Origin of the sequence: Streptococcus sp. X13SY08, from assembly GCF_001182825.2 — a bacterium.
GTDB lineage: Bacteria > Bacillota > Bacilli > Lactobacillales > Streptococcaceae > Streptococcus.
Window position 1 is genome coordinate 21151 of the sequence record NZ_LFYO02000003.1, and the last position, 15665, is coordinate 36815.

The window sequence follows — 15665 nt, forward strand, 5'->3', positions numbered from 1 at the left end:
ATTACAATGGTGGAGAGTAATCAAAATCAGCAGTTGTGTAAGTTACTGTTTGCGGACCAAAGTCAACTTGCGCATATAAAAGGAACAGAGGAGACAACGTTTTTTAAAATAATTAAAACAGGGTCTTATTTTCTCAATTTGACGAGCATCAACTTGCTCAAATCAGAGATTTAGTTGATGAAGGAATTGTTTATATTGATGATGAAAAGAAAGTTCGTTTTTCGAATTTAGCAAAAATCTCTTTGTTACGTTTAGTGTGGTTGAATGGTTCGTATTGCCTATGTTATAGCAATCAAGATTTGAAGGTAATTGCAGACAATCTAGTACAAGAGGATTTGTTAAAATATGAAAGCACTCTGTTTTCAGAAATCGAGTCTAATTATATTTCATTTGTCTTGGATGATAAAAAATATGGGAACGGTCTAAAAATCAGGAATAGATACGCTCACGCACGGATGGCGAGAGCAAGTGAGGAAGAAAATTTTAAAAATTACCTCGAACTTATTCAAATTTTGATTTTCTATGTTATAAGAATAAATGATGAGTTGGAATATTTTTGGAGAAACATCTTGAACTAAAATATCAGCGAAAAGTATACCTCCTAGAAAATATTTTGTCTATCTTCCGCACCCTCGTGGTGCGTTTTTCTTTTTCTCATAATCTTCATCACAGAATTTCATGTGCTTCGTGGCATTTACGAACAAATGTGTTATAATGTAAAATATAATTCGTAAAAAGAAAGGGTTGAAGCCGGGCAGAGAATTTGGAATTTAGATAAATCTCCTTGTGTGCAAGCATATGGTATTAATTTCCTAAAATTCAGTCGTTCTCTTCTCACTCTTGGTATCTTAGCTATGAAACTTTTGGTTGTTGGTTCTGGCGGGCGTGAGCATGCCATCGCAAAGAAATTGTCGGAGTCTCCTCAGGTAGAAAAGGTTTTTGTGGCTCCTGGGAATGATGGGATGAGGCTGGATGGCTTGGTTTTGGTGGATATCGCTATTTCCGAACATTCAAAGTTAATTGAATTTGCGAAAGTGAACGATATTGCTTGGACCTTTGTCGGTCCTGATGATGCGCTAGCGGCTGGAATCGTCGATGATTTTAATCAGGCTGGACTCAAGGCTTTTGGTCCTACTCGTTTAGCAGCGGAGCTGGAGTGGTCAAAAGACTTTGCAAAAGAAATCATGGTCAAATACGACATTCCAACAGCAGCCTATGGCACATTTTCCAACTTCGAAGAAGCAAAAGCCTACATCGATAAACAAGGTGCTCCCATTGTGGTCAAGGCAGATGGCTTAGCACTAGGGAAAGGCGTGGTCGTGGCGGAAACCGTGGAAGAAGCAGTGTCAGCCACTCAGGACATGCTTCTGGATAATAAGTTCGGTGACTCGGGTGCGAGCGTGGTGATAGAGGAGTTCCTGGACGGGGAAGAGTTCTCTCTCTTTGCCTTCGTCAATGGTGAGAAGTTTTACATCATGCCGACAGCGCAGGACCACAAACGGGCTTATGATGGTGACAAGGGGCCGAACACGGGCGGTATGGGAGCTTATGCACCAGTCCCCCATCTGTCTCAAAGTGTCATCGATCAGTCGGTAGAAACCATCACCAAACCTGTGCTTAAGGGTATGGTTAGCGAAGGACGTCCCTACCTTGGTGTGCTCTACGCTGGGCTGATTTTGACAGCTGAAGGTCCTAAGGTTATCGAATTCAACGCGCGTTTTGGTGACCCTGAGACCCAGATTATCCTTCCTCGCCTGACCTCCGATTTCGCGCAGAACATCACGGACATCCTAGATGGTAGGGAGCCAACCATCAGTTGGATGGAAGATGGAGTGACCCTTGGGGTCGTAGTTGCTTCAAATGGCTACCCGCTCGATTACAAGAAAGGTGTGGAACTGCCTGAAAAGACGGACGGCGACATCATCACCTACTATGCAGGCGCTCGTTTTTCTGAAAATAGCCGAGCACTGCTCTCAAACGGCGGAAGGGTCTATATGCTCGTCACCACAGCCGACACCGTCAAAGCTGCGCAAGAAAAAATCTACGAGAAACTCGCGAAGCAAGATACCGATGGACTGTTTTATAGGACTGACATCGGTAGTAAAGCCATTAAAGATTAGAGCGATATTTTGTATTTAACGATAGCAAAAGCGACCGAGGGTTGCTAAATCCGACGGTTTCCGCCGTAGTGAAAAGACGCTTAACCGAAGGTTAATCGTCGGGGGGAGCTTTCTAGACTATAGGCTCGAAAGCTAGCAATGGCACTCCGCAGGAGGTCGCTTGCGACCCCACTACTTAAGGAAACTGTCAAAAAAAGGAAAAATTTTTATGGAAAATCCAATCATTTCTATCATCATGGGCTCCAGCTCTGACTGGGCAACCATGCAAAAAGCAGCTAATATTCTAGACGACTTCGGTATCCCTTATGAGAAAAAAGTTGTCTCAGCTCATCGTACACCAGATCTCATGTTCAAATATGCTGAAGAAGCACGTGATCGTGGCATCAAAATCATCATCGCTGGTGCTGGCGGTGCAGCCCACTTACCTGGTATGGTCGCAGCTAAAACGCCCCTGCCTGTCATTGGCGTACCCGTCAAATCGCGTGCTCTGTCTGGTCTGGACTCTCTCTACTCTATCGTTCAGATGCCAGCTGGCGTGCCTGTGGCAACCATGGCTATTGGGGAAGCAGGAGCAGCCAATGCAGCTCTGACTGCCCTTCGCATCCTCTCCATCGAGGACGAAAAAATCGTAGAGCAACTTAGCTATTTCCACCAAGAACAAGGAAAAATTGCAGAGGAGTCAACCAATGAGCTTTTCTAAAACAATTGGGATTATCGGTGGTGGGCAGCTGGGGCAGATGATGGCGATTTCTGCTATTTATATGGGACACAGGGTTATTGCTCTAGATCCGGCAGCCGACTGCCCTGCTTCGCGCGTGGCGGAGATCATCGTAGCACCCTACAACGATGTGGCTGCGCTTCAGGAATTGGCGGACCGCTGCGATATTTTGACTTACGAGTTTGAAAATGTCGATGCGGACGGTTTGGATGCTGTCGTTAAGAAAAATCAGCTGCCGCAGGGAACTGATTTGCTCAGAATCTCTCAAAACCGTACCACAGAAAAAGACTTCCTGTCTCAAAAAGCAGGCGTGAAAGTGGCACCTTACAAGGTTGTTAAAAATGCTAACGGCTTAGCTAATCTGGATTTCACTAAAAAATATGTCCTCAAAACCGCAACAGGTGGTTATGATGGGCATGGACAAGTAGTCATCAAATCACAAGAGGACTTAGCTGCCGCTTGTGAATTAGCAGATTCAACTGACTGTGTCTTGGAAGAGTTTGTCAATTTTGATCTGGAAATCTCTGTCATCGTGTCGGGGAATGGTAAGGATGTGGCGGTCTTCCCAGTTCAGGAAAATATCCACCGCAACAACATCCTTTCCAAAACAATCGTCCCAGCTCGAATTTCAGAGAGTTTAGGGGAGAAAGCGCAAGCTATGGCTATGCAAATTGCTAAACAGCTAGACCTGTCAGGCATCCTCTGTGTGGAGATGTTTGTGACGGCAGACGATGTTATCGTTAATGAAATTGCACCGCGTCCACACAACTCAGGGCATTATTCCATAGAAGCCTGCAATTTTTCACAGTTTGATACCCATATCTTGGGTGTGCTAGGAGCTCCTCTTCCAGCTATCCATCTCCATGCACCAGCCGTCATGCTCAACATTTTGGGTCAACATATGGATGATGCGCAAGCTTTTGTCGCTAAAAACCCTAGCGCCCACCTCCACCTTTATGGTAAACTAGAAGCAAAGCACAACCGCAAGATGGGACATGTGACGGTGTTGGGGGATGAGGCGGAGAGTGTGGAGGAGTTTTAGGAGGGGAATATGGGACTATTTAATTTTGGAAAACCCAAAGATGAAGTTCTGGAGAGTAGGCTTTCAAATTTAAAATCAGAAATTGAAAAAGCAAAACTGAATGATCTTAAACGCCAATTAAAGTTAGGTGATGAATTAGTCGATATCGAAAATCAGATTAGCAAGAAAAAAATTGAACTAGAAGACATAAAAAAAGACATTGCTGTCTCTAACGACGTTTTAGATTTGCAAGAATTTGGTTTTTTTTGATCGAAAATATAACTTTACAGACTCCACGCAATATAAAATAAACTTGATTCTTTAAGAATTCAGCAAAAGCAGTTAATAAAAGATGGTGAGGCTGGTTTAATAATAATACCGATGACCTTAGACGGAAGTCAGGCGAAAGGGAAGACTATGCAAAAACAATTGATTAAGGCAATGATTAGAGGTTTTAATGGTGAAGTTGATGCTCAATTAGTAAAAGTTTCTGCCTCTAATCTTGAAAAGAAAATTGCTGCTGTAAGAAAAAGCTTTGAACAATTGAATAAAATGTACGAGCGGAATCAAATTAAACTATCCAATAATTATTTAGCCTTAAAACTTGATGAATTAAGGGTTGCTACAGAATATGAGTTGCAAAAACAAGAAGAAAAAGAGATTCTGAGAGAGCAGAGAGAAAAAGAGAGAGAAGATAAGAAATTACAGGCAGAGATTGCTGCTAAACGTAAGCAAGTTGAAAAAGACAGAGAGCACTTCTCACAAATGGTTGATAAAGTAGAAAAATTATTGTCGACGGCTACGGATGAAGAAAAAATAAAATTAGATGCTCAATTGAAAGAATACAAAGAAATATTGGCTGAGATTGAAGAAATTGAAGAAGATATTGATTATCGTGAAGGACATGCAGCAGCGGGTTATGTCTACGTTATTTCTAACCTGGGAGCGTTTGGCCAAGATATTTATAAAATTGGTGTAACTAGACGACTAGAACCGTTGGATAGGATTAGAGAACTAGGCAGTGCCTCTGTTCCTTTCCAATTCGATGTTCATGCTTTAATTTTTAGTGAGAATGCTTTTGCTCTTGAAAAAGAGATACACGAAAAATTTGATAAATATAAAATCAATAAAATGAATAGCCGTAAAGAATACTTTAAAGTACCTTTCTCAGAAATAAAAGCAACCTTGGAAAACCACAAAGAATTAACAATTGAATTAACCGAAGAGGCTGAAGCATTTGAATATAGGCAAGGATTGCTAAAAGGTGATATGAATGTTTAAATGGTTATGTTTAATTTTGTCAATAGGTTGTATTGCAAATGCTACTAACTTATTCAAGAAAGTTAATAAAGATGATATCGAAGATGGAGATAACTGTTTTCCCGAAATAAGGACAATAAAAAAAGAAATTCGGTGGAATAAAAAAGAGCAGCTATATTGGTTGATGGGGGCAATTACGAGTATAATTGTATTCTTTATCCTATAATCAGATTTAACAACCTTAATATAGAATCAATAAAAGTATTAGTAGAAAGGCAATTAGTAATGATCGAACGTTATTCACGCCCTGAGATGGCGAACATTTGGAGTGAAGAGAATAAGTACCGTGCTTGGCTGGAGGTGGAAATTCTGGCTGGTGAGGCATGGGCTGAGTTGGGGGAAATTCCTAAGGAAGATGTGGCGAAAATTCGTGAAAAGGCGGATTTTGATATTGACCGCATTCTTGAGATTGAAAAAGAAACGCGTCACGATGTGGTGGCTTTCACCCGTGCGGTGTCTGAGACGCTTGGGGAGGAACGCAAGTGGGTGCACTACGGCTTGACTTCTACCGACGTGGTGGATACAGCCTACGGCTATCTCTACAAGCAGGCCAACGACATCATCCGCAAAGACCTTGCTAACTTCACGCAGATTGTGGCGGATAAGGCCAAAGAACACAAGATGACCATTATGATGGGGCGCACTCACGGGGTTCATGCGGAGCCAACAACTTTTGGTCTCAAGTTGGCGACTTGGTACTCTGAAATGAAGCGCAATCAGGAGCGTTTTGAACATGCTGCCGCAGGTGTAGAAGCAGGAAAAATTTCAGGTGCGGTTGGTAACTTTGCCAATATTCCTCCTTTTGTGGAAGAATATGTATGTGACAAATTAGGCATCCGTCCGCAAGAAATTTCAACTCAAGTTCTTCCTCGTGACCTCCACGCAGAATACTTTGCGGTTTTAGCAAATATTGCAGCATCAATCGAGCGTATGGCAACAGAGATTCGTGGTCTGCAAAAATCAGAACAACGTGAAGTCGAAGAATTCTTTGCTAAAGGGCAAAAGGGTAGCTCTGCTATGCCCCACAAACGTAACCCAATCGGCTCTGAAAATATGACCGGTCTAGCGCGCGTGGTGCGTGGTCACATGGTGACAGCTTACGAAAACGTGGCTCTCTGGCATGAGCGTGACATTTCTCATTCATCTGCGGAGCGCATTATCACGCCTGATACGACTATTCTCATAAACTACATGCTCAATCGTTTTGGTAATATTGTTAAGAATTTGACGGTCTTTCCGGACAATATGCTGCGCAATATGAATTCAACTTTTGGTCTTATTTACAGCCAACGGGTTATGCTTAAACTCATTGAAAAAGACATGACGCGTGAAGAAGCATATGATTTGGTCCAACCTAAAACTGCGCATTCATGGGATAACCAAGTGGACTTCAAACCTCTCTTGGAAGCAGATCCAGAAGTGACAGCACGTCTTACCCAAGATGAAATCGACGATATTTTCAATCCAGTTTACTACACCAAACGTGTGGACGACATTTTCGACCGCCTTGGATTGGGCGAGTGAGACAGAAATCAGCAGTTAAAAAAACTTGATGTTGTTATCAAAATTGGTTAGGATGGTCGAAATTACCTATATTATAGGTGCAGAGAACTACCGATTAACCACTATGCGGATCAGGGGCATTAAGGAAAGGGTTTTACTGCCTTTTCTTTTTTCCATATATTTTTAGACAAAATTTGTTTGAATGCTCACAAAGTATATGCTAAAATAGAGATGGGAAACGAGAATGAGTTATGCCACAAAAATTTGGGATGAGAGTACGTACACTACGTGAAGAACAGGCGATTACACGAGAGGATTTTTGTGGTGATGAGTCGGAATTATCTGTAAGACAGCTCGCAAGAATTGAAAGCGGAAAGATTATACCTGGTTTGGAAAAAGTTTCTTATATTGCGAACCGCTTAGGAATGAAAATAGGAGAGCTAACAGACGGAGAGAGCTTTGCTATTCCACGAAGATATAAAGAAATTAAATATGCTATTTTGAGAAAGCCTCTTTAATATGGACCAAGATAGAATTAAAGAGCGAGAAGAGCATTTTGATGAAATTTTTTCGGAATATTATGATGAACTACCTGAGGAGGAACAGTTAGCTATCGATGCGCTTCAATCTAGTTTTGAGGTTTATCATACTGGGCAGGTGGATTTTGGAGTTGATTTGATTCCAGAATACTTTGAGCAATTGAAGAAAAAGAAAAGATACAGAATGAATGATCTTATTTTGATTGATTTGTATTTGACTGCTGCGGCAATTTCTTATTTTGATTCTTCAATCTTTCAAAAATCTGACTTTTTGCATTTCTGTAGGAACTTACTGCAACAACGTAAATATTTGCTTTCCGAGGAATTATTTTTTTTAAATCGTTTAATCTTAACAGCAGTAGCCATGAGAATATATTTGAAAGATGCTGATTTGGTGCTAGAACTTTTAAACGAGAGTAATGCTATTATGGAGGTCACAGAAGACTTTCAAAAGAAATCGATTTATTGTTTATTGCAATGTGAGTATGCTATATTTTATAAAAAAGATAAAGAATTAGCTAAACATTATTACGAAGAAGCTCTTTTGTTTGCAAAACTATTTAATGATAAAAAGTTACAAGAACAATTGCAAGTTGAGTGGCAAAAATTAAGTAAGGAGGTTTAGCTAAGTTAATTGGACAAATTTGTCATGTTGTGTTTTGACTTTGTTTTATACAATTTATTTTGTAAAATATATAAAATTTTTAGGAGATACAATGAAAAAATTTGTAAAATTACAGCACTATTTCTATTAGCCTTACCATTTATTAGTCAAACAATGCAAACATTATCAGAAGGAAAAGATTGGTGGTTTATTAATTAGAAGTGATTGAAAGAGAATTGTTATTCTCTTTTTTGATAACCTCAAAACTTAGCAGATGACGATAATTAGTTATTTCTATGTTATAATATGTCCATGACTAGAATTTTTGATACGGAACAGATGGGTGATGAAGAGTTCGTTGAGCGGACCTTGCGTCCTCAGAAATTAAATGAATATATCGGCCAGGATAAGGTCAAGAATCAGTTGAAGATTTTCATTGAGGCGGCTAAATTACGGGACGAGGCTTTGGATCATGCTCTGCTATTTGGTCCTCCGGGTCTGGGAAAAACGACTATGGCTTTTGTGATTGCTAATGAGTTGGGTGTCAATATCAAACAGACATCGGGACCGGTCATTGAGAAGGCAGGTGATTTGGTGGCAATTCTCAACGATTTGGAGCCTGGAGATGTCCTCCTTATCGATGAAATTCATCGCATGCCTATGGCAGTGGAGGAGATTCTCTACTCGGCAATGGAGGATTTTTACATTGATATCATGATTGGTACAGGTGAAGCCAGTCGGGCGGTGCATTTGGATTTGCCTCCATTTACTCTGATTGGGGCGACGACTCGAGCGGGTATGCTATCCAATCCTTTACGCGCGCGCTTTGGGATTACAGGGCATATGGAATATTACGAGTTGGACGACTTGACGGAAATTGTGGAGCGGACGGCGGATATTTTTGAGATGGAAATTACCCACGAAGCAGCCATTGAGCTGGCTCGTCGGAGTCGAGGAACCCCTCGTATTGCTAATCGCCTGCTCAAACGAGTGCGGGATTTTGCCCAAATTATGGGAGATGGCTTGATCGATGATGTCATTACGGACAAGGCCTTGTCTATGCTAGATGTTGACCGTGAAGGTTTGGACTATGTGGACCAGAAAATTCTACGGACTATGATTGATTTGTATAATGGAGGTCCAGTAGGCCTTGGAACCCTATCCGTCAATATTGCAGAAGAACGCGATACCGTGGAAGATATGTATGAGCCCTACCTTATTCAAAAAGGTTTTATCATGCGGACGCGGACTGGTCGCGTAGCAACCACAAAGGCTTATGAGCATCTTGGATACCCTTACGAAAAAAAATAAAAAAATTTTCCATTTTAAGGAAATTTTAAGGTTTCTCTTATATACTATATTTATTCTTTTTCATATTATCTCCAGAAAGGTCGGTTTCGCTTGAAGCTGACTTTTCTATTTGCTAAAATAAATTTATGACCTATAAATAGATGATTTGAAACAGGATTTGCTTGAAAATCCAGATATGCGGGCAATTTTAGAGATCATAGCAGAGCTGAATTTACAAGATGGTTGGTTGTGTGCAGGTAGTATACGCAATTTTATATGGAATAAACGGAGTCAGCTACCAGCTTTTGACCAGAAAACAGATGTGGATGTTATCTTTTTTGATCCGCAGATTTCCTGTGAAGAGACTTGTCAGCTGGAAGAAAATTTGAAAAAGACCCATCCTCAGTATCGTTGGGAATTGAAAAATCAAGTTTATATGCATAATCATAATCCCCAAACGCTAACATACCTCAGTGCGCGTGATGTCATGTTTAAATATCCTGAAACCTGCACTGCGATTGGAGTGCGTTTGACGAGTATCGGGCAAGTGGAAGTCTATTGTCCCTATGGCTTAGAGGCAATTTGCGAATTTATCGTGAGACCGACGCCTTATTTTCTAGACAATGCAGAACGGATGTCCTTGTATGATAAGCGCATTGCCAAGAAAAATTGGGGACAAAAATGGCCACAATTGCAGTTTAGACTGGACTAATTAGTCCTATTTGACGTACAGCGAATTTTGGAATAAAATAAAGGTAGAGTGAGTTGACTTGCCAGCTCATCTTTTCTTTGTAGGAATGGCAATAGGAGGAAAGATATGAAAACAAAAGAGATGGGTGCTCGATCAGCTGTTTATTTACTTGGCGTTATCCTGCTGGGGGCAGGTATTTCCCTCAATACCGAGGCGGCACTAGGTGTTTCTCCCGTCATTTCGATTGCCTACAATCTCTCGCAAATCCTACATATCTCCATTGGGACCATGAGTTTTCTCTATTACTGCTTCCTGATTGTATTACAGTTTCTTTTACTTGGGAAAAAGGCAGAGCTGCTGCTATTGATGCAAGTTTTGGCTGGTTTTTTTACTAGTATCTTTATTCAATTGTTTGATAACGTTTTGCGTGTACCTGAAGAAATGAGTATGCGGCTCATCTTTCTTCTTTTGGCTATTTTCCTAACAGGATTGGGAGCTTCCCTGACCATTGTCATGCGCCTGATTCCGAATCCCGCAGATGCTCTGGCAAAAACCATCGGAGATATTCTTCGAAAAGACTTTGGTTTCGGGAAAAATTTACTGGATGCAACTTGCTTAGTGATTGCGCTCATCATTAGTTTTTCCTTCGGAAAAGGTTTCTTGGGAATTGGGGTTGGGTCCATAGTTGCAGTGGTTTTGACGGGACGTGTTGTTGCGCTCTGCCATCCTTATTCTGAAGAAATTTATCAGCTTATAGAAAATAGAGGCAGAGAAAATTCTCCGCCTCTTTCTTCCATATTTAGCTATGGACTGAATGTAAAATATCATCAATAGGGATTTTTAGTCAGCATGATTGATTTGTTCGTAAGAATGTTGCCCATCATTGAGCTTGTCCCAGATGACTACCTGACCAGCTGCCAGAGATTTTTGGACATCGATGATGCGCTGGTTGGATGAACCACGAAATTGTAGCATGAGATTGCGCTTGGAACGGTCAAATCGTCCGTCCACCAAGATGTCAATCAGACCTAGCAGTTCCAGTTTATCTTCAGTTTCTAGCATCATTTCTTCCCAAGTATAGCCAGTCCAGGACCAGATATCCTTTTCTGGTAATTCTTGACGAATGTGTTTGACTAGTGGCAGGAGAATTCCTATATTGAGGAAGGGGTCACCTCCCAAAAGAGTCAGGCCCTGCACATAGGGCTGTGCCAAATCTGCCATGATTCGCTCTTCCAACTCTGGTGTGTAAGGAATACCTGCACGAAAATTCCACGTTGCGACGTTGTAGCAGCCCTGGCAGTGAAACATGCAACCTGCTACATAGAGGGAATTGCGGACACCCTCACCATCTACGAAGTTAAAAGCCTTGTAGTCAATAATATGCCCTTGGCTAAGTTCTGCAGATTTCCATTCGCCAGGCTTCGGCGTGTTCCAATTCTTTTCCCTCACATTGTCCTCATTCTGGATTAATCCAATATCTTTCTGTATCATCACGTACATCCTCCAACACTCCACCGTTTTTAAGGATTACCGCGCGGTTGGCAGCATTGGTCTCGTCACAAGTGACAAGCACCTTTGAGATGTTTTTGGAAATAGCTACGCTGAGACCTTGACGGAGCATTTGGGTCGCGTAACTCTTTCCTTGCTGGCTAGGTCGTACCGAATAGCCGATATGACCACCATGATGCAGCAAAAAATCACTCAGTCGCAAACGTAAATTGAGAAATCCAACGGCTTTTCCATCAACAAATCCTACAAATTGCACCGCAGGTACCCAGCTATCGGGAATATTGAGCCCCATTTCCTCATCAGTATTTCCAGCAATCCACTCTTCGTAGTCAAAGTGTTCTGCATCCCAAAATCCGCCATCGTGGGCAGCTGTCGTTTCTTCAAATTCTCGCATAAGATCTAGTACAGCTTCCTTATCTTCCAAAGTTGGTCTTCGTAGGTCTAATTTGGTCATTGATTATCCTTTCGGTAAGTTCAGATCTAATGGTCCAGTATTTTCTATTGCAGTATTGATTTGTTGGCAAATCCAGTGACTAAGCAGGCTTGATTCTGGTGTGACAGGATTTATATTAGTCTTTATAGCATCGATAAATGCTAAAATAATGGACTCAAACCCTCGTTTGTAAAGGGTAGTGTCCCATGAACCAAAATGTTCAATTGTTTGTTTGGTTCCCTCAAAAATGGACAAGTTTTCCAAGTTCTCCAAATGGTAGGTAGCACGAGATATCTGTACTTCCATGATTTCCCGACGACTGCCTGATTGCAGGTTCATGCTGGCCAAGATAGTAGATTGAGCTGTTTCCAAGGTCACAGATACTTGGTACAGTTGCCCATCTTTTTTATGGAACTGATAGCGTCCGCTGAGCAATTCTTGATCTGTTAAAAAGAGGGCTGTGTCCAGTGGATGGACGAAGAAATCAAAGAGTTTGAACTGGAAATTGCCAGATTGATTAACATCATTCTTTTCCACATAAATGCGGGTCTTATCAACCTGCTCTGCCATTTTCAAAACTTTGGGCGCAAAGCGACGATTGAAGCCCGCCATGAGAAAGGTGCTATGCGCCTCCGCCAAATCATAGAGCTCTTTGGTCTGGGCATATCTTTCCGTGAGAGGTTTGTCCATGTAGACGGGAATGCCCTTTTGGAGAAAAGCTTGTGTCGTTTCGAAGCGAGCAATGGTGGCTGTGTGGATAAAGACACCATCAAGTGGAGCAGCAGCCAGTGCTTGTAGGCTACCGTAGGTAGTAACAGTACCAAAAAGCTCAGCAACCTCTGCCAAAACTTCTTGATTTCTGGTAAAAAGATGCCAATGAATATCAGGGAATTGGCGCATAAAAGGTAAATAAGCCTTCTGCGAAATCCCTCCTAAACCGACAATGCCAATGTGTAGCATATTTTTCTTCTTTCTTTTTGGTATCATACAATAAAAGAGCACGAGGCTCTTTTTATTTTTTCTTACTTTGAGCTTTCTTCAAAAGCTCTTGTACACGTGATTTTTTATCACTTTTCACAACCGAATGCTTCTCGTGGAATTTCTCCACACGTTGCATTCCCTTATAATCTAATTGAAATTTTCCCATAACATAAGATACAAAGCCGTTAAGCGACACGCAACAAAATAGGAAGTATGACGACGCTACTCGCAGCTAGGAATTACTTATCTTTTTGTAAAGTGTCGTAGGCGTGTTCGGTTCCTTTCTAAGCTATAGTGGATAATAAGAGTTTTAGCCCGAGTTCGAATACTTGAGCGCCCTATTATTCCTTTCTATGCTGAAAGTCAGTTTTTATGACTTTTCTCTTTATTCTACCATAATGGAACGAAGCTTGCTTAGATCGGGCGGTCCGTAGTACTAGCCTTATGTTTCAAATAATGGCGAACTAATTCTTCCACGATATCATCAGGTTGACAGTGGCGGATATGGTTGCGAGCATTTTTGTAGCGGGGAATATAAGCGGGGTCTCCGCTGAGAATATAGCTTACAATTTGATGGATGGGATTGTAGCCAATTTCAGCCAATGAGTCAGACACAGCCTTCAAATCGGCACCCATCTCTTCGCGGTCTTCTAAATCAAAGCGAACGGTTTCGCTTTTTAATATTTCTGCCATAAAAGCCTCATCCTTGTCCTGAAGATAGAATACTTGCCCCATTCATGTGTTTGACGCGTGCTGAAATTTCTTTATGGCGACCATGCACCATTGGGCGGGCCTGAGGATTGCCTAGATAGCCACAAGTGCGTTTGACCACGTCAACGGTTTTAGGGTCAGTATTGCCACAGTTTGGACACTTGAAGCCACGTTCAGTTGGTTCAAAGTCGCCTTCAAAGTCACAGAGATAACACTTGTCAATCGGTGTATTGGTTCCTAAATATCCTACGCGGTCGTAGGCATAGTCCCAAACGGCTTCCAGAGCCTTAGGGTTTTGCTGGAGCACAGGATATTCACAATAATGGATGAAGCCACCGCTAGCACCTGCTTCAGGATAAACCTTTTCAAAGTCTAATTTTTCAAATGGGGCCGAGTTTTTGCGGACATCATAATGGAAGGAATTGGTGTAGTAATCTTTGTCTGTGATATTCTCGACTAGGCCAAATTTCTCCTTGTCTAGACGGCAGAAGCGGTCTGTCAAGCTCTCAGATGGTGTCGAGTAAACAGAAAAATGATAGTCGTATTTATCCGACCAAGCTCCACAAAGTTCTTTCATCTGTTTCACGATAGAGACCGTAAAGTCTTTAGCTTGTGCATTGTTCTCCCAATTACCTCCGTAAAAGACGCTAGCGACTTCATAAAGACCTATATAACCTAGAGAAATGGTAGCTCTGCGGTGTTTAAAGAGTTGATCCACGTCATCAAATTTTTCAAGACGTTGGCCGAAAGCACCGTATTGATAGAGGATGGGCGCGTTAGCGGGCGTCGCTTCCTTGACGCGCTCCACACGATAAACCAAGGCGTCGTGTGCAATCTGCATGCGTTCTTGGAACAAATCCCAGAATTTCTCCTTATCTCCTTTGGATTCCATGGCAATCCGTGGTAAATTGATGGTCACAACGCCCAAATTCATACGACCAGATGTCACATCCTGCCCATTTTGATCTTTCCAACCTTGCAAGAAAGAGCGGCACCCCATTGGAGCCTTAAATGAACCCGTCAAATCAATAATCTTGTCGTAGCTGAGCATATCAGGGTACATGCGTTTGGTAGCACATTCCAAGGCTAACTGTTTGATGTCGTAGTTGGGTGAAACAGGCTCCAAGTTGAGACCACGTTTGACGGTGAAAATCAATTTAGGGAAAATAGCGGTGCGGTGCTCACTACCGAGACCTGCAATACGGATGTTAAGGATGGCTTTTTGAATTTCGCGTTCAAACCAAGAAGTTCCCAAACCGAATCCGAGTGATGTAAATGGCGTTTGTCCATTAGAGGTAAAGAGTGTGTTAATCTCATATTCTAAGGATTGCATGGCATCGTAGATATCTTTTTGTGTTTTTTCACGGGCGTAAGCCTCATGCTGATCAGGCAAGACCCATTTTTCCGCGTCAGCCATGTGTTTTTTGAAATTCAGTTCTGCGTATGGTGCCAAAAATTCATCAATTCGATCTGCGGTACAACCACCATATTGGCTAGAAGCCACATTAGCGATGATTTGAGAAATCTGGGCGGTTGCTGTTTGGATGGATTTTGGACTTTCCACCTCGGCATTGCCGATTTTAAAACCATTTGCCAACATACCTTTGAAATCAATGAGGCAGCAGTTGGTCATGGGCGTGTAAGGGCTGTAATCCAAATCGTGGTAGTGGATATCCCCTTTTTGGTGGGCATTAGCCACGTGAGGTGGCAACATTTTCAGTCCGATAGATTTTCCGACGATCCCTGCGGTTAAATCACGCTGGGTATTGAAAACATCACTATCTTTGTTGGCATTTTCATTGACTACCGTCTGATCCTTGTTAATCAGTTTGTCGATGGTGAAGTTGATATCAGTCGCCTGTGAGCGCGCGAAATCACGTTGTGTACGGTAGTGGATATACTCTTTAGCCAAGGGGTATTCGTTGGCCTCCAACAGTTCGTGTTCCACGATGTTTTGAATTTCGTAAATCTTGATATCTTTGGAAAAACGTTCGTAAATCTCAGTCTCCACTCGGCGGCAAATCTCTGCTAATTTTACTTCCATGAAATCAGAATCCGGCGAAATTTTGCGGCTTGCCTTCAAGAGGGCTTCGTGGATTTTTTCCATATCAAAGCTCACTCGACGGCCGTCACGCTTAATGACCATCATATTTTGTATGGGGACGAGATCTACTTTTTCCATGTTCTTCACTCCTTTATCTAACTGTCTTATAGTGTAGCAGCAT

At 41.9% G+C, this 15665-nt stretch carries 16 protein-coding genes and 1 pseudogene; 11 read left to right on the forward strand and 6 right to left on the reverse strand.

Annotated features, from left to right (window positions below; translation table 11 throughout):
* Positions 1-854 precede the first annotated feature (854 nt).
* From purD to AEX56_RS05800, 11 genes and pseudogenes are all read left to right on the forward strand, one after another.
* Entirely contained in the window at positions 855-2120 is a 1266-nt protein-coding gene (gene purD / locus AEX56_RS05745; protein ID WP_049618536.1) for a phosphoribosylamine--glycine ligase, read from the forward strand.
* 208 nt (positions 2121-2328) lie between these two features.
* Complete coding sequence (gene purE / locus AEX56_RS05750; RefSeq protein WP_049618308.1) at positions 2329-2820, forward strand: 5-(carboxyamino)imidazole ribonucleotide mutase; 492 nt, start codon at positions 2329-2331, stop codon at positions 2818-2820.
* Positions 2807-3880 (forward strand): 5-(carboxyamino)imidazole ribonucleotide synthase, encoded by a 1074-nt coding sequence (purK, locus tag AEX56_RS05755; protein ID WP_049618309.1) that lies wholly within the window; start codon positions 2807-2809, stop codon positions 3878-3880. The genes purE and purK overlap by 14 nt, the downstream gene beginning before the upstream one ends.
* Positions 3881-3889: 9 nt before the next feature.
* Positions 3890-5140: pseudogene (locus AEX56_RS05760) on the forward strand (DUF4041 domain-containing protein).
* Positions 5133-5345: a hypothetical protein gene (locus tag AEX56_RS05765; RefSeq protein ID WP_049618310.1), complete on the forward strand. Its 213-nt coding sequence runs from the start codon at positions 5133-5135 to the stop codon at positions 5343-5345. Before AEX56_RS05760 ends, AEX56_RS05765 begins: the two are co-directional and overlap by 8 nt.
* Before the next feature lie 59 nt (positions 5346-5404).
* Positions 5405-6703: an adenylosuccinate lyase gene (purB, locus tag AEX56_RS05770; protein ID WP_049618311.1), complete on the forward strand. Its 1299-nt coding sequence runs from the start codon at positions 5405-5407 to the stop codon at positions 6701-6703.
* A gap of 230 nt (positions 6704-6933) precedes the next feature.
* Positions 6934-7200 (forward strand): helix-turn-helix domain-containing protein, encoded by a 267-nt coding sequence (locus AEX56_RS05775; protein ID WP_049618312.1) that lies wholly within the window; start codon positions 6934-6936, stop codon positions 7198-7200.
* A gap of 1 nt (position 7201) precedes the next feature.
* Positions 7202-7846, forward strand: a complete 645-nt coding sequence (locus AEX56_RS05780; RefSeq protein ID WP_049618313.1) for a hypothetical protein — start codon at positions 7202-7204, stop codon at positions 7844-7846.
* 291 nt (positions 7847-8137) lie between these two features.
* Positions 8138-9136 carry a Holliday junction branch migration DNA helicase RuvB gene (ruvB, locus tag AEX56_RS05790; RefSeq protein ID WP_049618537.1) on the forward strand — a complete coding sequence of 333 codons (999 nt, stop codon included), beginning with the start codon at positions 8138-8140 and terminating at the stop codon, positions 9134-9136.
* 175 nt (positions 9137-9311) lie between these two features.
* Positions 9312-9827, forward strand: a complete 516-nt coding sequence (locus AEX56_RS05795) for a nucleotidyltransferase family protein (protein ID WP_049618538.1) — start codon at positions 9312-9314, stop codon at positions 9825-9827.
* A 105-nt stretch (positions 9828-9932) separates the two neighbouring features.
* Positions 9933-10640, forward strand: a complete 708-nt coding sequence (locus AEX56_RS05800; protein ID WP_201776493.1) for a YczE/YyaS/YitT family protein — start codon at positions 9933-9935, stop codon at positions 10638-10640.
* A 6-nt stretch (positions 10641-10646) separates the two neighbouring features.
* Here AEX56_RS05800 and nrdG read toward each other — a convergent pair whose 3' ends face one another.
* The 6 genes from nrdG to nrdD all read right to left on the reverse strand — a co-directional run bounded on the left by nrdG (position 10647) and on the right by nrdD (position 15622).
* Positions 10647-11297, reverse strand: coding sequence for an anaerobic ribonucleoside-triphosphate reductase activating protein (nrdG, locus tag AEX56_RS05805; protein WP_049618315.1), 651 nt, complete (start codon positions 11295-11297; stop codon positions 10647-10649).
* Positions 11263-11769 carry a GNAT family N-acetyltransferase gene (locus AEX56_RS05810; RefSeq protein ID WP_049618316.1) on the reverse strand — a complete coding sequence of 169 codons (507 nt, stop codon included), beginning with the start codon at positions 11767-11769 and terminating at the stop codon, positions 11263-11265. Before AEX56_RS05810 ends, nrdG begins: the two co-directional genes overlap by 35 nt.
* Positions 11770-11772: 3 nt before the next feature.
* On the reverse strand, positions 11773-12708 hold the full coding sequence (locus tag AEX56_RS05815; RefSeq protein ID WP_049618317.1) for a Gfo/Idh/MocA family protein: 936 nt from the start codon (positions 12706-12708) through the stop codon (positions 11773-11775).
* 52 nt (positions 12709-12760) lie between these two features.
* On the reverse strand, positions 12761-12895 hold the full coding sequence (locus AEX56_RS09270; RefSeq protein WP_131542238.1) for a hypothetical protein: 135 nt from the start codon (positions 12893-12895) through the stop codon (positions 12761-12763).
* 248 nt (positions 12896-13143) lie between these two features.
* Positions 13144-13422 carry an IreB family regulatory phosphoprotein gene (locus AEX56_RS05820; protein ID WP_049618540.1) on the reverse strand — a complete coding sequence of 93 codons (279 nt, stop codon included), beginning with the start codon at positions 13420-13422 and terminating at the stop codon, positions 13144-13146.
* A gap of 7 nt (positions 13423-13429) precedes the next feature.
* Entirely contained in the window at positions 13430-15622 is a 2193-nt protein-coding gene (gene nrdD / locus AEX56_RS05825; protein WP_049618318.1) for an anaerobic ribonucleoside-triphosphate reductase, read from the reverse strand.
* Between the last annotated feature and the right edge of the window lie 43 nt (positions 15623-15665).